The organism is Azonexus sp. GW821-FHT04F04 (genome assembly GCF_059420025.1).
Window position 1 is genome coordinate 72,237 of sequence record NZ_JBWKSX010000002.1, and the last position, 18,919, is coordinate 91,155.

The window sequence follows — 18,919 nt, forward strand, 5'->3', positions numbered from 1 at the left end:
GCCACGCTTCCACGGTCAACCGGAAATTTTGGCCAATTTCCAAATGCCGCCCCTCCGATCCGCTCCCAGGAGATTCTTCGTGTCCAAGTTACTTCGCACCACCGCCTTCGCCACCATGCTGTTCGCAGCCCTCCCGGCCGCCCAGGCAGCTACCTACAGTTTCTCCGGGATGATGGATTCCGGCTCGCTGATCGGCGAAACCTTCACCGGCAGTTTCAGCTTCGACGACCTCGGACTGACCGGAATCGATCTTGAGATTCTCGGCCTCAACAGCCTGAGCCTGAGCATCCTCGGAACCACCTACACCATTGCCAATGCCGATTCGACGCCCGATGTCAGCTTTCTGAACGGCAGCTTTCTTGGCCTCTCGTATTCGGTCACAACCAGCACGCTGGGGTTCAGCGTCATTCCCGGCTTCAGCGATACCTCTGATGCCTTCGTTGCCTACGACAAATTGAGCGGTGGAAACATCGTTGACGGTCAGTCAGGTTTCGGCTCCATCGTTTACCTCCCGGTTCCCGAACCCGAGTCCTACGCCATGCTGCTCGCCGGTCTTGGCCTGATTGGGCTGGTCGCCCGTCGCCGCACCACCGCCGCCTGATCGCCGGGCAATTCTGAAATGGCTCCTGCGGGAGCCATTTTTTGGCCCCTTCCCCGATCAAAAAAGCCTCTTCAACCTTTTCGCCATGAGTGAGACACCATGAAAATCCGTCCCGATTCCCGCCACCGCTTCGCCCGCAACATCATTGCGGCCAGCTTGATGGCCTCCACCCTGCCGGCCTTCGCCGCCGGCGTCGTCATTTCGCAGGTATACGGTGGAGGCGGCAATAGTGGCGCGACGCTGAAAAACGATTTCGTCGAACTCTTCAACGCTGACGTCAGTCCGGTCAGCCTGGCTGGCTGGTCGGTGCAGTACGCCTCGGCGACCGGTACTACCTGGCAGGTTTCTGCACTTGCCAATGTAATGCTGCAACCCGGCCAATACTACCTGGTGCAGGAAGCTGCCGGCACGGGCGGCACTGCCAGCCTGCCGACACCTGATGCGACTGGCACAATCCTGATGTCAGCGACCAACGGCAAGGTCGCGCTGGTCAATTCGACCACGGCGCTAAGTGGCGCCAATCCATTCGGCGGCGCCAGCGTCGTCGATCTGGTCGGCTTCGGCACTACGCCGAACGGCTATGAAACAGCCAATACCGGTGTTGCCCTGAGCAACACCACGGCCGCCCTGCGCGCAGCAAATGGCTGTACCGACAGCAATAACAACCGCACTGACTTCACCACCGGCAGCCCGGCACCGCGCAATACCGCCACGAGCTTCAACGTCTGTGGCGGCGGCACCCCGGCCAATGCCCCGATCATCACTGCCTGCCCGGCCAGCAGCCTGGCCGCCGGTGAAGCTGGCAGCGTCCTGCTCAGCGCCAGCGATACCGACAGCCGCGTCAATGCCGCCAGCCTGGCCGCCAACGCCCCGGCCGGCTTCACGCTCGGCACACTGACCGCGGCCAACGCCGACGGTGAAGCAGCGACGGTCGCGCTGAATGTCGCCAGCAGCGTCGCCGCCGGCAATTACGCCGTCGCCGTCAATTTCGCCAACGACGAAGCACAGACCGCCAGTTGCACGGTGAACGTCTCGATCAGCGGCACGACGCCGATCCACGCCATCCAGGGCAGCGGCGCAACCAGCCCGCTGGTTGGCCAGCAGGTCACGACACAAGGGGTCGTCACCAAGGTGATGAACAGCGGTTTCTTCATGCAGGACGAAACGCCGGACAGCGACCCGACCACCTCTGAAGGCATCTACGTCTACACCGGCAGCGCCCCCACCGTACGGCTTGGCCAGCGTGTCCGCGTTGCTGCTACCGTGACCGAATACGCAGTCGGCACTGGAGCCGGAGCAGTCACCAATCCGCTTACCGAACTGACCAGCCCGGCGGTCAGCGTGCTCGCGTCCGGTATCAGCATCGCGCCGACCACCATCGCCTTCCCGGAAACTGTTGAAGGCGATCTTGAGCACTACGAAGGCATGCTGGTCCATATCGAAGGTCCGCTCACCGTCGGCCAGAACTATTTCCTCGGTCGCTACGGCCAGCTCACGGTTTCAGCCGATGGCCGCCTGGAAAAGCCGACCAACCGCTACCCGGCCGGCAGCGCCGAAGCCCTGGCAATGGCCGACGACAATGCCCGCCGCCGAATCCTGCTCGACGACGGCTCCAGCCTGCAGAACGTCAACCCGACCCCGTACATGGCAGCCGACAACACCGTGCGTGCCGGCGACAGCATCGATGGCCTGACCGGCGTCATTGACTACGGCCTGGCGACCAGCACCACCTCCGGCCTCAGCGACTACCGTCTCCAGCCAACGGAAGTACCGGTCATCAGCCGGACCAATCCGCGGACGACAGCCCCGGACGCGGTCGGCGGCAATATCAAGGTGGCCAGCTTCAATGTCCTCAACTACTTCACCACCTTCACTAACGGCCAGAACGCCGAAGGCCTGACTGGCCAGGGTTGTACGCTGGGCGGCTCGACCACCGCCGCCAACTGCCGCGGCGCCGACAATGCGGCCGAGTTTGCCCGCCAGAAGGCGAAGATCGTCAATGCCATCAAGGCACTCAACGCCGATGTCGTCGGCCTCATGGAAATCCAGAACAATGGCAACGGAGCCGTGCTCGACCTGGTCAACGCACTCAATGCCGCCACCGCAGCCGGGACCTACGCCAGCGTCGCCCTGCCCAATGGCGGCACCGGCACTGATGCCATCCGCGTCGCCATGATCTACAAGCCGGCCAAGTTGGCTCTGGTTGGCGGCGCCGTCAGCGATACCAATGCCATCCACAACCGCCCGCCACTGATCCAGACCTTCTCTGCCGCCAACGGCGAGAAGTTCAGCGTCGTGGTCAATCACTTCAAGTCGAAGGGCAGCTGCCCGACCTCCGGCAACGATGCTGATCAGGGCGATGGGCAAGGTTGCTGGAATGCCCTGCGCACCGAACAGTCCCAGGCACTGCGCACCTACATCACCAGCCTGCAGGCAAGCAGTGGCGATGCTGACGTGATCGTCATTGGTGACCTCAACGCCTACGGCAAGGAAGACCCGATCATCGACTTCACCGCCGCCGGCTATGTCAATCAGGTCGACCGCTTCAACAGCCTGGGCTACTCCTACGTCTTCGACGGTGAAGCCGGCTACCTCGACCACGCCCTGGCTACCCCCAGCCTGAGCGCCCAGATCGCCGGCGCCAAACACTGGCGCATCAATGCCGATGAACCTGCCATTATCGACTACAACACGGAGTACAAGCAGCCGGCTTGCGCTACTTGCGGCCCGGACTACTACACGAACACAGCCTATCGCTCGTCTGACCATGACCCGGTTGTCATCGGCCTGAATCTGCTCAAGCAGATCGGCGGCACAGCTGGACGTGACACCCTGACAGGCACGGCGGGCGATGACGTGATCGCCGGCGGCATCGGCGCCGATACCCTGACCGGCGGTGCCGGCGCAGACCAGTTCGTGTTCACCAGCCTGCGCGACGGCGTCGACACCATCACCGACTTCCAGCCAGGCATCGACCGCATCGTGCTGACCCAACTTCTGCGATCAGTCGGCATCACCAGCGCAAACCCGATTGCCAGCGGCTACGTCACCTGCAAAGCCGTTGGTGCCGACGCGATGATTGGCGTTGATCCCGATGCCAGCGGCGCCGCTGTGAGCCGGAATCTCGTGCTTGTCAAAAACCAGGGCTGTGCCGTGGCTACTCCAGGAAACATTGAGTTTTAGTCACCGAGCAAGCAGTCTAAGCGGGGTACCGAGCCACACCCTGCCGAAAACCTGATCTGACAAACACCAGGCAGACCGTATTTCCCGGTCACTTTCGCCAAACCGTGACGTTTGGCAAAGTGGCCGGGATTTTTTTGGCTATGCGGCCATGTTCGCTAAAACGGGGGAGAGAAAAGCTCAATGAGGCAAGGATTATTTTGTGAAATTGGTCACCAATCTCGATACCCAAACCCCAGAAACGAAAAAGGCCAATCCGAAGATTGGCCTAACTCGTTGATTCTCTTGGTCGGGGCGGCGGGATTCGAACTCGCGACCCCTTGCACCCCATGCAAGTGCGCTACCAGGCTGCGCTACGCCCCGACAAGCCCGCCATTATACCCAAAAACAGCCGGATTCATAGGCGCAAGATATCGATAATGGACTGTAGCTCGCCACGCAGGCCACCCGGCATCTTTTCAACCTCAGACAAGTTGGCAGTAGCAACGGCAACAGCGCCACCCTCGTCAAGTCGATTACGCGCACCGCTGATCGTAAAACCCTGATTATAAAGAAGCTCGCGAATACGCCGAACCAGCAAGACTTCATGGTGCTGGTAATAGCGACGATTGCCACGCCGCTTTACCGGTTTGAGTTGATTGAACTCCTGTTCCCAGTAACGCAGCACATGGGGTTTGACACCACATAACTCGCTGACCTCACCGATGGTGAAGTAGCGTTTGGCTGGGATGGGCGGCAGCTCTTCGCCACCCGGAGTTTTATGCCGCGGTTCCATCGAAGGCGAGCTCAACGTCGGACTTCAGCTTTTGGCTGGCGTGGAAGGTCACGACACGACGTGCCGTGATGGGAATTTCCTGCCCTGTTTTCGGATTCCGGCCTGGACGTTGCGGTTTGTCGCGCAACTGAAAATTTCCGAAGCCAGACAGCTTGACACCGTCACCGGTTTCCAGGGAGTTGCGGATTTCTTCGAAAAAAGCTTCGACCATGTCTTTGGCCTCGCGCTTATTAAGACCAACTTTTTCGAAAAGAAGGTCCGCGAGCTCAGCTTTGGTTAGCGTCATCGTTATTATTTCCGTCAGGCACGCAGTTGAGCACCGAATGCCTGTTCGAAACAGGACACCAGCTGCTGCATTGCAGCATCAACTTCCGAATCTTGCAAAGTGCGTTGAGTATCTTGCATAACTATCCGGAACGCAAGGCTTTTTTTGTTTTCGGGGATGCCTTTTCCGACGTAAACATCGAACAACTGGATGTCCTGAACAAGGCTGGAAACTTGCCCTTTCAAGCCGTCAAGCAAGGTCTGCAAAGCGACATCCTGATCAACGACGATGGCAAGATCCCGAATCACCGGCGGGAACTTCGAGACCTCGGCATAAACCGGAACCTGCGCAGCCTTGACCGCATCGAAATCAAGTTCGAAGACCACGGGAGCCTGCGGCAGATCGTATTTCTGAACCCATTCCGGATGCAACTCACCCAGGCACCCGATTTCACGGCCATCGAGCAATACACGCGCTGAACGCCCAGGATGCAGCGCCGGATGTACGAGTTTTTCAAAACGTAGTTGGGCCGGCGCCAGCAAGGCTTCCAGATCGCCCTTCAGATCGAAGAAATCGACCTTGCGCGAAGCGCTGCCCCAGCCTTCGGGCAAGGCACTACCGTAGGCCAGACCGGAGAGCTTCCAGGATTGGGCAAAGCCGGGAACCGGCGTTGCAGCCCCATTGCGCAGGAACGCACGGCCTGTTTCAAACAAGCGAACGCGGTTCTGCTTGCGCTTGAGATTGGTCACCAGATTGGAAATCAGACCGCCAAACAGCGTCGACCGCATGACGGCCATCTGACTGGCGATCGGGTTGGCCAGACGAATCAGGTCGGCCTCTGCGGTCTTCGCAGCGAAATCGGCCTCCCAGACTTCCTCGACGAAAGCGAAATTGACCACTTCCTGGTAGCCACGATCAACCAGAAGCTGACGAACGCGGGCGGCAGGACGTTGCGCCTCTGGCTGCACCATCATTTTCATGTTGCCGCGCGGCGCCGGGGCCGGAATGTTGTCGTAGCCGTGCAGACGGGCGATTTCCTCGATCAGGTCTTCCTCGATTTCGATGTCGAAACGCCAAGTCGGCGGGGTCACCAGGAAATCGTCGCCTTCGCGGACAAAGGGCAAACCGAGGCCGTTGAACAATCCGGCGATCTGCTCGGGAGAAAAAGTCATGCCGATCACGGCGCAGGCTCGCGCCGTGCGCAAGCGCACGGGCTTGCGTGCTGGCACCTCGGCCTTGGCCTCGACTACCGGACCAGCGGCACCGCCACAGATATCGATGATCAGCTGCGTAGCGCGCTCGATGGCACGACGAGCGCCGCCAAAATCGACACCGCGCTCGAACCGATGCGAGGCGTCTGAACCAAAACCGTAACGCCGGGCTCGACCGGCAATCGCTTTCGGTGCAAAAAAGGCGGACTCGAGGAACAGCTCTCCGGTTTCCAGCGTAATTCCGCTCTCTTCGCCGCCCATGATGCCGGCCATGGCAAGCGGCTTGGCGTCGTCGGCAATAACCAGAATGTCGGCATCAATGGCAATAGTCTGCTCGTTCAGAAGCAGCAGCTTTTCGTCTGGCTTTGCCATGCGTGCATGCACTGCACCTTCGAGCTTGGTGTTGTCGAAAGCATGCAGCGGCTGGCCGATTTCGAGCATGACGTAATTGGTGACATCGACCAGCGCCGAAATCGAGCGGATAGCACTGCGTTCGAGGCGGCGCTTCATCCACTCCGGCGTCGGCGCCTTGGCGTTGAGTCCCTTCAGGACGCGGCCGTAGTAAAGCGGGCAGGCTGCGGGTGCATCGAGCACGACGGCACGCTGGTCTGCGATGGTCGCCGCGACCTCAGACACCTCGATTAGTTTAGCCCGGGCGCCGGCAATGGCCGCTACTTCGCGCGCCACGCCACTCAGGGACAGACAGTCGGCACGATTCGGCGTCAGTTTGAGTTCGAACTGATTATCGTCGAGATCAAGATACTCACGAATCGACTGTCCAACTGGCGCGTCGGCCGGCAGAATCAGGAGACCGGATGCCTCTTCGGCGATACCAAGCTCCTTGGCCGAGCAAAGCATGCCGGAGGACTCAATGCCGCGCACCTTGGCGATCTTGATAACGAAATCGCCAGGCAACTTGGCACCGGGCAAAGCGCACGGCACGCGCAGACCGACGGCCACATTCGGCGCACCACAGACGATGGTCGTCGGTTCGCCGCGACCGGTATCGACCTTGCAGACATTGAGGCGGTCAGCATCCGGATGTTTGACGACTTCCAGCACATGGGCGACGACAACGTCGCAAAATTGCGGGGCGACCGGCTCCAGGCCCTCGACTTCGAGGCCAGCCATGGTCAGCAGATGGGAAAGCTCCTCGCTCGACAGCTGGGTGTCGACAAGGGTACGCAGCCAGGATTCGGAGAATTTCATGCGAATTGCCTCAGGAAACGGAGGTCGCCTTCAAAGAAGAGGCGCAGGTCATTGACGCCGTAACGCAGCATGGTCAGGCGGTCCTGACCGAAGCCGAAGGCGAAGCCGGTGTATTTTTCCGGATCGATGCCGGCAATGCGCAGCACGTCCGGATGCACCATGCCGCAACCGGCGATTTCCAGCCAGCGCCCCTTCAGCGCGCCGCTCATGAAAGCGACGTCGATTTCGGCCGATGGCTCGGTAAACGGGAAAAAGGATGGGCGGAAACGGACCACCAGATCGTCGGTCTCGAAGAAGCTCTTGAGGAAATCGGCGATGACGCCCTTGAGGTCGGCAAACGAAACGCCTTCACCAACCCACAGACCTTCGACCTGGTTGAACATCGGCGAATGTGTCGCGTCGGAATCGACACGATAGACGCGGCCCGGCGCGATGATTCTGATTTCGGGCATTTTTTCCAGTTGACCGTAGCGTTCGACATGGGCCTTCATGTAGCGCGCCTGAATCGGGCTGGTATGGGTACGCAGCAGCACCTTTTCGGCAACACTGCCATCCGGGTTCTGCAGGTAAAAGGTGTCGTGCATCGAACGCGCCGGGTGATCTTCGGGCGTGTTCATGGCAGTGAAGTTGAAGAAATCTTCCTCGATCTCGGGGCCGTCAGCCACTTCGAAACCGATTGAGCGAAACAAGGACTCGATCCGTTCCAGGGTCCGCGTTACCGGATGCAGGCCACCGCGCGCTTCGGCACGTCCGGGCAGCGTAACATCCAGAGCCTCTTCCGCCAAGCGCGCTTCGAGCGCAGCCTTGCGAATGGCTTCGCGACGCTCGTTGAGCGCAGTCTCAACGGCCGTCTTGGCGACGTTGATCGCCGCACCGGCAGTTTTCTTCTCTTCCGGCGGCAATTTGCCCAAGCCCTTGAGAAGTTCGGTGATCTGTCCGCTCTTGCCGAGGAAACGGGCTTTTACCTGTTCCAGTGCATCGGGGTCAGAAATGGCAGCAAAAGCCAACTGGGCTTCGCTAACGATTTGATCGAGATTGTCCATAGACGTCCACCAACAAAACCACCAATAAAAAAGGAGGCTTGCGCCTCCTTTTTTTAATTACGCTTTCGCTCAGGCGCCGAGCTGTGCCTTGGCCTGGGCGGCCAGAGCGGCAAATGCCGGCTGATCGAAAACAGCCAGATCGGCCAGAACCTTGCGGTCCACCTCGATATTGGCCTTCTTCAGACCGTTCATGAAGGTGCTGTATTTCATGCCCAGCTCGCGAGCTGCAGCATTGATACGGGCGATCCACAGGGAACGGAACTGACGTTTGCGTTGACGACGGTCACGGTACTGGTATTGACCAGCCTTCATCACCGCCTGTTTGGCGATGCGATATACGTTCTTGCGACGACCACGGTAACCCTTGGCCTGAACAAGAATCTTCTTGTGACGCGCGCGCGCTGTTACACCACGTTTAACTCTAGGCATCTTCTATCTCCTTATGCGTAGGGCATCATGGCGCGAACGGATGCTGAATCGCGCGCGTTAACTTCAACCGAACCGCGCAGATGGCGTTTCACCTTGGTGGTCTTCTTGGTCAGGATGTGACGCTTGAAGGCTTGGCCGCGCTTGATGGAACCACCAGCGCGAACAGAGAAACGCTTTTTGGCGCTGCTCTTGGTCTTCATTTTGGGCATTTAATGCTCCTTAATGACATGCCGCCAGGTGGTTCCCACTACGGAAACGCTTTGACTACCCGAAAGCACTTATAAAACTACGGTTGCTGCTTGCTACTACTTCTTCTTGGCCGGCCCGATGATCATGATCATCTGACGACCTTCCATCTTCGGCATCTGCTCGACAGCACCAACTTCGTCGAGGTCCGCCTTGATCCGTTCCAACTGGCGCATACCGAATTCCTGATGCGCCATTTCGCGGCCCCGGAAGCGCAGGGTCACTTTGACCTTGTCGCCTTCTTCCAGGAAACGCGTCATGTTCCTGAGCTTGATCTGGTAATCGTTTTCGTCGGTGCCCGGGCGCAGCTTGATTTCCTTGACCTGCACCTGCTTCTGCTTCAACTTGGCTTCGTGAGCGCGCTTCTGTTCCTGGTACTTGAACTTGCCGTAGTCCATGATGCGGCAGACCGGTGGCTTCGCGGTCGGCGCGATCTCTACCAGATCAGCACCGGCTTCTTCAGCCATGTGCAAAGCCTCGCGAATGCTGACAATGCCTAGCTGTTCACCTTCTGCACCCTGGAGACGAATCTCCGGAACCGTAATTTCTTCGTTGAGGCGATGCGCCTTGTTCTGAGCTATGGTGAAACCCCCGAAAACAACAAAAATTAAGCCGTGCCACTCCGCGCAGCAACTTCGTTCTGAAGATGCCTGATCAGGTCATCAACGGACATTTGTCCGAGATCCTGACCACCGCGAGTACGCACGGCCACCAGTCCGTCCGCTTTTTCCTTATCGCCCACAACGAGCTGATAAGGCAGCCGGTTCAAGCTATGTTCCCGAATTTTATAGGTAATTTTCTCGTTACGCAAATCCGACTCGGCGCGGAAGCCAGCCTGATGCAGCTTTTGCGCAACATCCGCGGCGTAATCGGCCTGCTTTTCGGAAATATTCAGGACAACCGCCTGAACCGGAGCCAGCCAAAGCGGCAGGGCACCTGAGAAATTTTCGATCAGAATACCGATGAAGCGCTCAAGCGAGCCGAGGATCGCGCGGTGCAGCATGACCGGGACCTTGCGCGTGTCGTCGGCACCAACATATTCCGCGCCGAGACGACCCGGCATCGAGAAATCAACCTGCATGGTGCCACACTGCCACGAACGACCAATGGCATCCCGGATGTGGAATTCGATCTTCGGACCATAGAAGGCGCCCTCGCCCGGCAGTTCGGTCCATTCCAGACCGGAAGCCCGCAGGCCCTGACGCAATGCATCCTCGGCCTTGTCCCAGACTTCGTCGGAACCGACACGGCTATCCGGACGCAGAGCCAGCTTGACCGCCACGTCATTGAAGCCGAAATCGGCATAAACCTTCTTGACCAACGCATTGAAGGCGGTCACTTCAGATTCGATCTGATCTTCGGTACAGAAGATGTGACCGTCATCCTGCACGAAGCCGCGCACGCGCATCAGGCCGTGCAGAGCGCCAGCCGGTTCGTTGCGATGGCAGGAACCGAACTCGCCGTAACGCAGCGGCAGTTCGCGGTAAGAGCGCAAGCCGGCATTGAAGACCTGGACATGGCCCGGACAATTCATCGGCTTGACCGCGTAATCACGATTCTCCGATGAGGTCGTGAACATGTTGTCCTTGTAATGCTCCCAGTGCCCCGATTTTTCCCAGAGCGCCTTGTCGAGAATCTGCGGGCAGCGCACTTCCTGATAACCGTTGTTGCGGTAGACAGCGCGCATATAGCTTTCGATTTCCTGCCAGATCGCCCAGCCCTTGGGGTGCCAGAAGACCAGACCCGGCGCTTCGTCCTGCATGTGGAACAAATCGAATTGCTTGCCGAGGCGGCGGTGATCGCGCTTTTCAGCCTCTTCGAGCATGTGCAGGTAGGCGTCGAGATCTTCCTTCTTGGCCCAGGCGGTGCCGTAGATGCGCTGCAACTGCTCATTGCGATGGTCGCCACGCCAGTAGGCGCCGGCCACCTTCATGAGCTTGAAGACTTTGAGCTTGGCCGTCGTCGGCACGTGCGGGCCACGACAAAGGTCGATGAAATCACCTTCGCGATAAAGCGAAACCTGCTGGTCGGCCGGAATGGCACCGATCAGCTCGGCCTTGTATTTTTCGCCAAGATCGAGGAAGAACTTGACCGCGTCATCGCGCGCCCAGACTTCACGCGTTACCGGAATATCCTTCTTGGCCAACTCAGCCATGCGCTTTTCGATGGCCACCAGGTCTTCCGGGGTGAACGGACGCTTGTAGGCGAAATCATAGTAGAAACCGTTTTCGATGACCGGACCAATGGTGACTTGCGCATCCGGAAACAGCTCCTTGACAGCAAAGGCCAACAGGTGGGCGGTCGAATGGCGGATCAGTTCCAGTCCTTCGGGATCGCGCTCGGTAATGATGGCCAGATCGACATTCTTTTCGATCAGATAGGAGGTATCGACAAGATTGCCATCGACTTTGCCGCCCAACGCGGCACGGGCCAGACCGGCGCCGATGCTGGCTGCAACTTCGGCGATTGTTACCGGCTGCTCAAAAGAGCGGATGGAACCATCAGGCAGTTTGATATCAGGCATGGCAAATCTCTAGGCGAAAAAAAAGTGCGGGAGTGAGCCGCACTTTTTTGGTCAAACGAAGGCTGACTCGATTAGCGTTTCTGAACTGCGGTGCAAGTTCGGAAAATCATCAATTCAGCTCCGTCGGGAATTTTGGTAGGCGGTATTGGAATCGAACCAACGACCTCCACGATGTCAACGTGGCGCTCTAACCAACTGAGCTAACCGCCTAAAGAAGCGCGCATTTTACAGACGTAAAAGCCGATGTCAACAGCCCTTCGCGATTTTTTGAGAAGCCAAGTACACTTGCCGCTTATGCAACGGAGAAAGCCATGAACGAAGGCTGGATAATTCTCGGGATCTGTCTGATTGTCGTGTTGGGGGGAGCCCTGCCGCTACTCCGGCCACCGCGCAACGACGCGCCCCCGCCGCCACCCAAGGAAACCCTGCGCGACTGGCGCAGCGAAGAATAAGGACCATTTGTGGAATCGCGCATTACCGAACTAGAAATCAAGATCAGCTACACGGAAGACCTCGTCGAGGAATTGAATCGCCTGGTTTTCCGCCAGCAGGAGCAGATCGATCTGCTCTTCCGTGAAATTCGGGCCTTGCGCGAACAGGCGCAAAACGCCCAGCCGCACGAACAGCGCAGCCTGCGCGACGATCTTCCGCCGCATTACTGATGCATGTCGGCTCAAGCTCCGGTTACTGTTCTCTACCACGCCGACTGCCTGGATGGATTTGGCGCCGCCTATGCTGCCTGGCGCCATTTCGGCGACGCGGCCACCTATCGGCCGATGCATCATGGCGAAGCATGGGCGCTGGCCGACATTGCCGGCCACGCGGTTTTCATTCTCGATTTCTCGTTTCCACCTGAATTTCTCGAATCGATGGCGGCCATTGCCGATTCGGTCACCCAGATCGACCATCATGCTTCGGCGCTGAAGGCGTGGGGCGACAAGTTGCAAGCGGGCGAGAACGGCCTGCGCAGTTACCAACACCCAAGGCTAGCCCTGCGCGTCATGTTCGACCTGGAAAAATCGGGTGCCCGGCTGGCGTGGGAGCATTTTCACCCCGGCACCCCAACACCGCTGACGCTCCGGCACGTCGAAGAGCAAGATATGTGGCGTTTCACCCCGGGCACGCGTCCGTTCTGCCGCGCCTTGCGCCTGCTGCCTTTCGACTTCTCCGTCTGGCATCAACTGGTGCTCGACACGCCGAACGAAAGCGCCCTCCGCTACCTCGACATGCTCGCCCAAGGTGGAGCCATCGAGCAGTTTTATCAGCAGGAAATTGCACGTTTGGCGCTCAGCGCACTGCGCATGCCGGCCCAACTGCGCGGCGAACCGGTCGATCCATTGCAGGCGCAGCGCCACGGTCAAGCGATCGTTACCCATGATGAACAGGCCTGGCTAACCGTTCCCGGCATTGCCATCAACGCCAATGCGCTGTTCGCCTCGGAGCTGGGCAACGCGCTGGCCGAGCAAAGCGGCAGTTTCGGGCTGATCTGGCAACTATCGGGGGATGGCGAAGTGAAGGCCTCGCTGCGTTCGAAGGGCAAGACCCTCGATGTTTCGGTGATCGCCACGCGTTACGGTGGTGGCGGCCATCCAAATGCGGCCGGTTTCCGGATGCCTGCTGACCAATTTTTCAGCGAAGTGCTGAAAATGGTGCCCAGGAAGGGACACGCGTAGCTAGAAAATCAACGGATGCGACAGATATAACCCATTGATTTCTAATAGCTCTGAATTCAGAAAAATCCTAGAACCGCACACCTTCTGACGCTGTTTCTGTCGCACCTACAGTATCACCGTTACCCCGCTACCTGTAAAGGGTCGAGCAACCTCACCACGGATTGAATCCACCTGAATCCCAAGGATTTTTAGGCTTGGGATACGCGTATGGGTCCGGATATGGGTTAAATGGTTTTACCGGAGCCGCTTCCTCAACTTGTTGAGGTGGCGGAATATCAGGTGGCGAACTACGGACAGGCTCTATTGTAGGTGCTGGCTTAATAGGCTCAACTGGTTTAGGTATCTGCTCAGGTTCTGGCTTAGGTGCGTCAACCTGTTGCACAAACTTCCAAATTGCGTACTTTGGTTGGTCCGGTAATACATTAGCTTTTTTAAGTTCTTCTGCAATTACACTATTTACAGTGTCCTTGTACTTATCCGGTACTGCTTTGACTAGCTCTTGTAATACTGAATTGTGCTTATGGAAGCACGTGCGGGTATATTCCCGCCACCAAGCATGCTTAGGTCCATGCGCATCAAGGTAATTGTTCTTATATTCATCGTAAAACCGAGACCAAGTATAATCCTTACCTATTAAAGTCAAAGCAAATTTTCGTTGATTGAATTCAGTGTTAGCTACTTTTGGTCCTAATATCGAGCGTAGTGCGTAACAGCCTTGTGCGCTTAAATGATTTTTTGGCAGATTAAACATGCACGCATCTTCAAGGCTGGTTCTAGCCTTCACGGGTTCTGGTGCTTGATATACAACCATAGCCGTCGAATTAGACGCTATGAGTGGCTTTACTGATTGCAATATCCGTTTGTTGATATTAGTTAATTTGCTTTGAGGCTGAATGTGGTTGAAAGGTGTTATTTTATTAGGTATAGGCTCGTTGTCTACTTTGGTAGTGGCAAGCGAGACCGGCTTTAAAGACGTAAGCATTTTACGCCTAACAATCTTTAATGCAGACTGTTCTGGTGTTTTAGCCTCGGCTATCTTGGCTTCAATCTCTGCTAATTCAATCTTCTTTGATTTAATCGCGCTTCTAATGTAGTTACGCTCTCCAATGTCTCTGTTTTGATTCTTGCGAGACTCTACCTTCTGCGAATTGGTTTTACTGATATTGGTGCGACCTTCATGTTTTGTTGGTTCAATATCTAGACCTTGTTCGGCATATGAGCGTGAATCAATACGAATATCGAAGCCAGCTTCTTTAAGTGCCTTATTAGCGCATTTCGCCCAACCTTTACGCCAACCCTCTAACACCTTCTTATCATTCCAATCACGGCTCTTTTTACCAAAACCATCACCATCTAACTCGCGCATAGTTAGCATGATATGGGCGTGAGGGTTACCGTTTTCGTCGTCGTGGATTGAAAAGTCTGCAATCATTCCATACTTAACAGCATACTCGTCTAAATAAACACGAAGCAGTTCAATCATCTGGATTCTAGATAGCTCTTTAGGTAGGGCTACTTCTATTTCACGGAATAATTGTGCGTCTATGCGCTTCTCTGATTTTTCAACCTCGCTCCAAAGCTCGGAACGGTTTTTGAATCGTGCAGGCGCTTTGGTAGGTAATCTAATCTCGCTATACCTAACTTCACGCTTGCGTGTGTAATTGTATATATTGCCTGAATTAGCATCTATCAGCATTGCGCCAGCGCGATACGCAGCAGAACGAACAGCATGGTTAGTGCTTTCATTTCTACGCGAATGCGTTTTAACAGTGCAATGATAAATGGCCATCCAGTTATATCCTTAAACTAAGCGATTAGTTTTAACCTAGATATAACCAAGTATTGCAGGGCTTGACCCTGCTGGAGCCGGGCAATGCGTAAGCATTGAACCGGTTGCCGGAGGCAACACACGTCGATGGTTTACCATCGATGTATAAGTGCGCTTTGCCGTTGGCTTTTATCCTCGTTAAAAACTATCACAATATTTAATATATCACGAAAATGCTGATTGTCTTTAAATAAAGTGATAATTTATTCAGATGACAACAATAACAGGAGGATATATGTCAGATACTAAAATTAAACGAACTAAAGTCGAAATACAGAAAGAAGCATTAGCCAAGCTTGAATCTGAAGCAGCAGATAAACGAAAGCAAATCGCAATATTAGAAGCCCGACAAAAAAGGGCTGTTGAGATTAAGCAGCGGGCGTTAGATGAGCGTTTAAAGATTCATTCGGGCGGGATGGTGCATATGGTTGGATTGCACAGATATGTCTATTCGGATGCTGAGGTGCGGGACAACCCACAGGATGCGCTCATAGCCAATTTATTAGTCGGTTGCTTACTCAAGGTATCCCAAGACCTTGAAAGAGCTTCTATTGATGATTTGAAGTGCCTTTGGAGTACAGGCAAAGAGTTCCGAAGGCAACAGCAATCAGATAGAATCCTTTCAGCAATTAATCCACATCTGAGCGAACTTGTTGAATTTGTTAAGTCGTTACCGAAGCCGGAATAGGTTTGATGTTCGTCATAACGGCAACGATATGTAGTTCATACCCGATTATTCTACGAGGCTTAATGGTTATGAACGACATAACGTTGACGTTTAGTCGCCGTTTTGTTGTCGACGAAGGTCATCCAGTAGTTGCATTACTCGATATAAACATATTTGACCTTCAGCAATCAAGTCATCGGAAAAATCAATAATACCGACGTTGGTCAAATCATAGGCCAGTAATTCAAGGTGTGCTATTGCCTCGTTGATGAAGTTTTTAAGGTGCTCGTAATTCATTTTGTCTTGCTCTGGTCGTTGTTGATGTTTACTAAGCTACAACGGATTTTTTAATTAAAGCAAGATGTTTATTTGTATTGACATGTGTTGTCATGTCAATACATGTCAATATGGTTTTTGTTTTAAGCTTGTGTGTTTAAAATAAAAATGGGATGCTGTTCTAAAAAGGAGCATCCCATGAGCAAAAACGATAAATCAGAAAACGTGTTGTTGGCTAAACTTCGTGTCGTATTTTCTGAGTTTCCGTTAGTCGGGGTTATGTTCTTTTCCGTTACGGCGGTAGTGGTGGTTTCGTTTTTTATACGAGCCAACTAAGTAGATGGCTCCGGAACGGCATCAGCATCTTTGTTACTAGTAATAAGGTTCCGATAAAGATAAGCATGGCACCTTGTGCAGAAAATGTTGATGAGCTTAACATTGAATTGATTATTGTCTCAACATCAACAACATTACTCTGTTTCATAGCCAAAAATTTTTGTTTTTCATCTCTGGTTATCACAACCCCCAAAAAAGCCCAAAATGTACCAGCAAGAACACATAGGGCGCCTTCAAATTCAAGAAATGTTTCTAATGGAAGTCGGTTTGAAAATACAAATGCTCCAGCGAATGCCGAGGTTACAAGGCATACCGCAATATAAGCAAACCAATTTGTACGCGCTTTGTCGTAATATTCTTTAATATCAAAAATAACTTTAAATCGATTAAAAAAGCTCATTTTTTTCTTTGGTTAGTGGTTTAATTTATTTAATCAAAAACTCTTCTTTGTCGTGACCGGCATCAATCAGTGCCTGGAACTCTTTAGGAGCGCGACCACGACCAGTCCAGGTCTTTGCACCGTCAGGAGTGATGTACTTGGGCTTAGCTGGTGCGCGGGTGCCAGTAGTGGCGGTAGCATCGCTGGTCTTCATAGTGAATCCACAATCAGCCGCCGTAAGTTCGTATTCTTCAATTAGGGCTTTGACTTGCTTGATGGCGTCAGCAAGTTCAACCTTGCGCGCATCCGCAATCTGCTTGTTCAGCGCGTCACGTTGAGCCAGTAGTTCTTTGTAGCTTGCCATGATGTATCTCCGGTGTATGGATAGTGGAAAGATTGGCAATCTACTACTGATTGGCAATGGTTACAAACACAACATCACTGCACAGCCTTTCATCAGTTACAATGACAATGGCACCATTCGATTTACTTACAACCCTCACAGGGTTCAGAAATGCAATTTGTTTTGCTGTTAGGCCTCCAGTAGCATTACCACAAGCAAATGCACACAGACCTTCACAACCAGAGTTCATTCGGAAGCGAGAAATGTTTGGATTATTCAAAAGCAAGAGCACACGTGAACACGAGAAACGTGTTCAACTCTTCTATCAAAACTGCAAAAAAGAAATTCAAGACTACATCGACAACTGCCCCGAACCAAGTAGAGAAGACATACTAAAAATCGCTGTCAATGCAAAGCTTACGTACGCACTTTTTGTAAACGTAAAGCACATTCAAGCAGAGGCTCGGGAGTTTCTTTATCCGCTAACAACAAATGGCTTGGCTATTTTTATATCCATTGACAATATGGAAGAATATGCCGCACTCGAAAAAATGCAGGCGCTAGTCAAAAGAAATTTTGACCAACTTGTCGAGAAAAATAGCTCTGATCTCAGTCTACCCGCAATCAATGCGGCTTTCATTATGGCGCAGCTTATTGGTTTTGACAGAAAACTTTAATTACCAAAGAATGGTCGCATTTTATCTATCGGCACCAAGCCAAAATATTCAATCAATAGATAGATTACAGATAACATGAGCGACATCTTAGTTCGCGGAGAGCAAACTACGAACACGTATGCCTATATGCATAAAGGTGCAAATTTTATGCTGAAGCAGGCAAAAATAACTGATGAAGGCAAGTTATACCTAGTCGTTGCTTCGTTGGTTTATTCCGCGTTCGCGGTCGAATCTTATTTTAATCATCTGGGTGAAATAAAGTTTAATGATTGGCGAAATGCTGAAAGACGATTGTCTAAACTAAATAAGTTTGAAAAACTGGCTAACCTAGCAGAGATTAAGTACAACTTTGACGATAGACCGTATTCTACATTGCGAGATTTGTTTAGATTTCGTGATGCGATGGCTCACGGAAAAACAACCCGTGATGTAATATCAATGTCAATTGACAGTTTCGATGGATGCTTGCCCCATATTCCAGTTAAAGGTAACTGGCGAGATATTGCGACTGTAGAATATGCGCAGCAGGTATTAGATGATACCAATCATATTATAACCAAACTTCATCGGTTAAGTGGGCTTGGCGAAAAGCCATTCAGCAGTTTAGGAATGGGCGTCTTTGGGATTTCAAGTTAATTTAAGGCTAATTATGAAGAAAATTGTTTTTCTAGGGCTTCTCGTTTGTTTTGGCAACGCAAATGCTGATGACCATTCGGGTCGAAAACCGGATTTTAGTACAGGAATAGTTGGAACAAGTTTCGTCTCAAACGGTGGTTCTTCCACATATGAGTATAAGGTTTTGATTGACTTTAGAGTGCATGGAAGGCATACCGTTGAATTAAAATTTGTTGAGCGAAATAACTATGATGCGCCAGAACTCTCTAAGAAAGAGGCTGAAGAGCTTGTAATGGTTAACTGTACGAAGCGTATGTACACCACGTCAGAGTGGTTGTCGAAGAATGATAACAACTACGGATATAAGCAGTATAAAAACGGTGATGCTGTTAGCTGGGACGATAAATCAGACAACGCTTACGCAAATTATGGTAATGGATGGCAACTTCCGATTTATCTTAAGATGGTTTGTGATTCGCTATAGTAGTTTGGTGGCTTCGACCAAAAATAAACAGCCATAGGTGGCTTATAGCTCGAAATTACGGCGTTGTGGCGCGAGAGTGTATGCGGCAAGCCGCCACATACACTGATTTTTGATTTTGGCTAGTCTGCGTTAAAACCTAATATTTTATGTTTTGTTAA

At 53.5% G+C, this 18,919-nt stretch carries 22 protein-coding genes and 2 tRNA genes; 10 read left to right on the forward strand and 14 right to left on the reverse strand.

What is annotated here, in order from left to right:
• Positions 1–79: 79 nt before the first annotated feature.
• Together AC07TV_RS05680 and AC07TV_RS05685 are read left to right on the forward strand one after the other, a co-directional pair.
• Positions 80–601, forward strand: a complete 522-nt coding sequence (locus AC07TV_RS05680; RefSeq protein ID WP_494647437.1) for a PEP-CTERM sorting domain-containing protein — start codon at positions 80–82, stop codon at positions 599–601.
• A 99-nt stretch (positions 602–700) separates the two neighbouring features.
• Positions 701–3,784 (forward strand): ExeM/NucH family extracellular endonuclease, encoded by a 3,084-nt coding sequence (locus AC07TV_RS05685; RefSeq protein WP_494647438.1) that lies wholly within the window; start codon positions 701–703, stop codon positions 3,782–3,784.
• A 283-nt stretch (positions 3,785–4,067) separates the two neighbouring features.
• Here AC07TV_RS05685 and AC07TV_RS05690 read toward each other — a convergent pair.
• The 10 genes from AC07TV_RS05690 to AC07TV_RS05735 all read right to left on the reverse strand — a co-directional run bounded on the left by AC07TV_RS05690 (position 4,068) and on the right by AC07TV_RS05735 (position 11,693).
• A tRNA-Pro gene (locus tag AC07TV_RS05690) sits at positions 4,068–4,144 on the reverse strand.
• A 34-nt stretch (positions 4,145–4,178) separates the two neighbouring features.
• Complete coding sequence (locus tag AC07TV_RS05695) at positions 4,179–4,556, reverse strand: MerR family transcriptional regulator (RefSeq protein ID WP_494647439.1); 378 nt, start codon at positions 4,554–4,556, stop codon at positions 4,179–4,181.
• Positions 4,540–4,848, reverse strand: coding sequence for an integration host factor subunit alpha (locus AC07TV_RS05700; RefSeq protein ID WP_226405729.1), 309 nt, complete (start codon positions 4,846–4,848; stop codon positions 4,540–4,542). The genes AC07TV_RS05695 and AC07TV_RS05700 overlap by 17 nt, the downstream gene beginning before the upstream one ends.
• 8 nt (positions 4,849–4,856) lie before the next feature.
• Entirely contained in the window at positions 4,857–7,241 is a 2,385-nt protein-coding gene (gene pheT, locus AC07TV_RS05705) for a phenylalanine--tRNA ligase subunit beta (RefSeq protein WP_494647440.1), read from the reverse strand.
• Entirely contained in the window at positions 7,238–8,284 is a 1,047-nt protein-coding gene (pheS, locus tag AC07TV_RS05710) for a phenylalanine--tRNA ligase subunit alpha (protein WP_494647441.1), read from the reverse strand. Before pheS ends, pheT begins: the two co-directional genes overlap by 4 nt.
• Positions 8,285–8,353: 69 nt before the next feature.
• Positions 8,354–8,713: a 50S ribosomal protein L20 gene (rplT, locus tag AC07TV_RS05715; protein WP_117608485.1), complete on the reverse strand. Its 360-nt coding sequence runs from the start codon at positions 8,711–8,713 to the stop codon at positions 8,354–8,356.
• Between the two features lie 11 nt (positions 8,714–8,724).
• Positions 8,725–8,922 (reverse strand): 50S ribosomal protein L35, encoded by a 198-nt coding sequence (gene rpmI / locus AC07TV_RS05720; RefSeq protein WP_226405130.1) that lies wholly within the window; start codon positions 8,920–8,922, stop codon positions 8,725–8,727.
• 96 nt (positions 8,923–9,018) lie between these two features.
• Complete coding sequence (infC, locus tag AC07TV_RS05725; RefSeq protein WP_494647752.1) at positions 9,019–9,567, reverse strand: translation initiation factor IF-3; 549 nt, start codon at positions 9,565–9,567, stop codon at positions 9,019–9,021.
• Positions 9,567–11,483 carry a threonine--tRNA ligase gene (gene thrS, locus AC07TV_RS05730; protein WP_494647442.1) on the reverse strand — a complete coding sequence of 639 codons (1,917 nt, stop codon included), beginning with the start codon at positions 11,481–11,483 and terminating at the stop codon, positions 9,567–9,569. Before thrS ends, infC begins: the two co-directional genes overlap by 1 nt.
• Before the next feature lie 133 nt (positions 11,484–11,616).
• Positions 11,617–11,693 (reverse strand) — tRNA-Val (locus AC07TV_RS05735).
• Positions 11,694–11,794: 101 nt separating this feature from the next.
• Here AC07TV_RS05735 and AC07TV_RS05740 point away from each other — a divergent pair.
• Genes AC07TV_RS05740 through AC07TV_RS05750 form a run of 3 tightly spaced genes read left to right on the forward strand, consistent with a single transcriptional unit; the run spans position 11,795 to position 13,156 of the window.
• The gene (locus AC07TV_RS05740) at positions 11,795–11,935 is read left to right on the forward strand and encodes a hypothetical protein (protein ID WP_226494861.1); all 141 of its coding nucleotides are present in this window, start codon (positions 11,795–11,797) and stop codon (positions 11,933–11,935) included.
• A 9-nt stretch (positions 11,936–11,944) separates the two neighbouring features.
• On the forward strand, positions 11,945–12,145 hold the full coding sequence (locus tag AC07TV_RS05745) for a SlyX family protein (RefSeq protein WP_226405127.1): 201 nt from the start codon (positions 11,945–11,947) through the stop codon (positions 12,143–12,145).
• Between the two features lie 3 nt (positions 12,146–12,148).
• Positions 12,149–13,156 (forward strand): DHH family phosphoesterase, encoded by a 1,008-nt coding sequence (locus AC07TV_RS05750; protein ID WP_494647443.1) that lies wholly within the window; start codon positions 12,149–12,151, stop codon positions 13,154–13,156.
• Positions 13,157–13,307: 151 nt separating this feature from the next.
• On the opposite strand, the gene mobQ is transcribed toward AC07TV_RS05750, so the two are convergent.
• Positions 13,308–14,945, reverse strand: a complete 1,638-nt coding sequence (gene mobQ / locus AC07TV_RS05755; protein WP_494647444.1) for a MobQ family relaxase — start codon at positions 14,943–14,945, stop codon at positions 13,308–13,310.
• A 274-nt stretch (positions 14,946–15,219) separates the two neighbouring features.
• Here mobQ and AC07TV_RS05760 point away from each other — a divergent pair, with 274 nt between their 5' ends.
• Positions 15,220–15,672: a hypothetical protein gene (locus tag AC07TV_RS05760; protein ID WP_494647445.1), complete on the forward strand. Its 453-nt coding sequence runs from the start codon at positions 15,220–15,222 to the stop codon at positions 15,670–15,672.
• A gap of 90 nt (positions 15,673–15,762) precedes the next feature.
• Here the strand turns inward: AC07TV_RS05760 and AC07TV_RS05765 are convergent, their stop codons facing one another.
• Positions 15,763–15,948, reverse strand: a complete 186-nt coding sequence (locus AC07TV_RS05765; protein ID WP_494647446.1) for a hypothetical protein — start codon at positions 15,946–15,948, stop codon at positions 15,763–15,765.
• 177 nt (positions 15,949–16,125) lie between these two features.
• On the opposite strand from AC07TV_RS05765, the gene AC07TV_RS05770 reads away from it, so the two are divergent.
• Complete coding sequence (locus tag AC07TV_RS05770) at positions 16,126–16,263, forward strand: hypothetical protein (RefSeq protein ID WP_494647447.1); 138 nt, start codon at positions 16,126–16,128, stop codon at positions 16,261–16,263.
• On the opposite strand, the gene AC07TV_RS05775 is transcribed toward AC07TV_RS05770, so the two are convergent.
• Together AC07TV_RS05775 and AC07TV_RS05780 are read right to left on the reverse strand one after the other, a co-directional pair.
• Complete coding sequence (locus tag AC07TV_RS05775) at positions 16,247–16,663, reverse strand: hypothetical protein (protein WP_494647448.1); 417 nt, start codon at positions 16,661–16,663, stop codon at positions 16,247–16,249. The two genes, AC07TV_RS05770 and AC07TV_RS05775, sit on opposite strands and share 17 nt — an antisense overlap.
• 25 nt (positions 16,664–16,688) lie before the next feature.
• Positions 16,689–17,006 carry an H-NS histone family protein gene (locus AC07TV_RS05780; protein WP_494647449.1) on the reverse strand — a complete coding sequence of 106 codons (318 nt, stop codon included), beginning with the start codon at positions 17,004–17,006 and terminating at the stop codon, positions 16,689–16,691.
• A 56-nt stretch (positions 17,007–17,062) separates the two neighbouring features.
• Here AC07TV_RS05780 and AC07TV_RS05785 point away from each other — a divergent pair, with 56 nt between their 5' ends.
• The 3 genes from AC07TV_RS05785 (at position 17,063) to AC07TV_RS05795 (ending at position 18,761) form a co-directional block, all read left to right on the forward strand.
• On the forward strand, positions 17,063–17,662 hold the full coding sequence (locus AC07TV_RS05785; RefSeq protein WP_494647450.1) for a hypothetical protein: 600 nt from the start codon (positions 17,063–17,065) through the stop codon (positions 17,660–17,662).
• 75 nt (positions 17,663–17,737) lie between these two features.
• The gene (locus AC07TV_RS05790; RefSeq protein WP_494647451.1) at positions 17,738–18,298 is read left to right on the forward strand and encodes a hypothetical protein; all 561 of its coding nucleotides are present in this window, start codon (positions 17,738–17,740) and stop codon (positions 18,296–18,298) included.
• Positions 18,299–18,311: 13 nt separating this feature from the next.
• The gene (locus AC07TV_RS05795; protein WP_494647452.1) at positions 18,312–18,761 is read left to right on the forward strand and encodes a hypothetical protein; all 450 of its coding nucleotides are present in this window, start codon (positions 18,312–18,314) and stop codon (positions 18,759–18,761) included.
• The last annotated feature ends 158 nt before the right edge of the window (positions 18,762–18,919 follow it).

Excerpts from the sequence above, each read along its gene's own strand:
- AC07TV_RS05685 (WP_494647438.1), top strand. The coding sequence starts at position 701 with ATGAAAATCCGTCCCGATTCCCGCCACCGCTTCGCCCGCAACATCATT.
- AC07TV_RS05695 (WP_494647439.1), bottom strand. The coding sequence starts at position 4,556 with ATGGAACCGCGGCATAAAACTCCGGGTGGCGAAGAGCTGCCGCCCATC.
- pheT (WP_494647440.1), bottom strand. The coding sequence starts at position 7,241 with ATGAAATTCTCCGAATCCTGGCTGCGTACCCTTGTCGACACCCAGCTG.
- pheS (WP_494647441.1), bottom strand. The coding sequence starts at position 8,284 with ATGGACAATCTCGATCAAATCGTTAGCGAAGCCCAGTTGGCTTTTGCT.
- rplT (WP_117608485.1), bottom strand. The coding sequence starts at position 8,713 with ATGCCTAGAGTTAAACGTGGTGTAACAGCGCGCGCGCGTCACAAGAAG.
- rpmI (WP_226405130.1), bottom strand. The coding sequence starts at position 8,922 with ATGCCCAAAATGAAGACCAAGAGCAGCGCCAAAAAGCGTTTCTCTGTT.
- thrS (WP_494647442.1), bottom strand. The coding sequence starts at position 11,483 with ATGCCTGATATCAAACTGCCTGATGGTTCCATCCGCTCTTTTGAGCAG.
- AC07TV_RS05740 (WP_226494861.1), top strand. The coding sequence starts at position 11,795 with ATGAACGAAGGCTGGATAATTCTCGGGATCTGTCTGATTGTCGTGTTG.
- AC07TV_RS05750 (WP_494647443.1), top strand. The coding sequence starts at position 12,149 with ATGTCGGCTCAAGCTCCGGTTACTGTTCTCTACCACGCCGACTGCCTG.
- mobQ (WP_494647444.1), bottom strand. The coding sequence starts at position 14,945 with ATGGCCATTTATCATTGCACTGTTAAAACGCATTCGCGTAGAAATGAA.
- AC07TV_RS05760 (WP_494647445.1), top strand. The coding sequence starts at position 15,220 with ATGTCAGATACTAAAATTAAACGAACTAAAGTCGAAATACAGAAAGAA.
- AC07TV_RS05765 (WP_494647446.1), bottom strand. The coding sequence starts at position 15,948 with ATGAATTACGAGCACCTTAAAAACTTCATCAACGAGGCAATAGCACAC.
- AC07TV_RS05770 (WP_494647447.1), top strand. The coding sequence starts at position 16,126 with ATGAGCAAAAACGATAAATCAGAAAACGTGTTGTTGGCTAAACTTCGT.
- AC07TV_RS05775 (WP_494647448.1), bottom strand. The coding sequence starts at position 16,663 with ATGAGCTTTTTTAATCGATTTAAAGTTATTTTTGATATTAAAGAATAT.
- AC07TV_RS05780 (WP_494647449.1), bottom strand. The coding sequence starts at position 17,006 with ATGGCAAGCTACAAAGAACTACTGGCTCAACGTGACGCGCTGAACAAG.
- AC07TV_RS05785 (WP_494647450.1), top strand. The coding sequence starts at position 17,063 with ATGGTTACAAACACAACATCACTGCACAGCCTTTCATCAGTTACAATG.
- AC07TV_RS05790 (WP_494647451.1), top strand. The coding sequence starts at position 17,738 with ATGAGCGACATCTTAGTTCGCGGAGAGCAAACTACGAACACGTATGCC.
- AC07TV_RS05795 (WP_494647452.1), top strand. The coding sequence starts at position 18,312 with ATGAAGAAAATTGTTTTTCTAGGGCTTCTCGTTTGTTTTGGCAACGCA.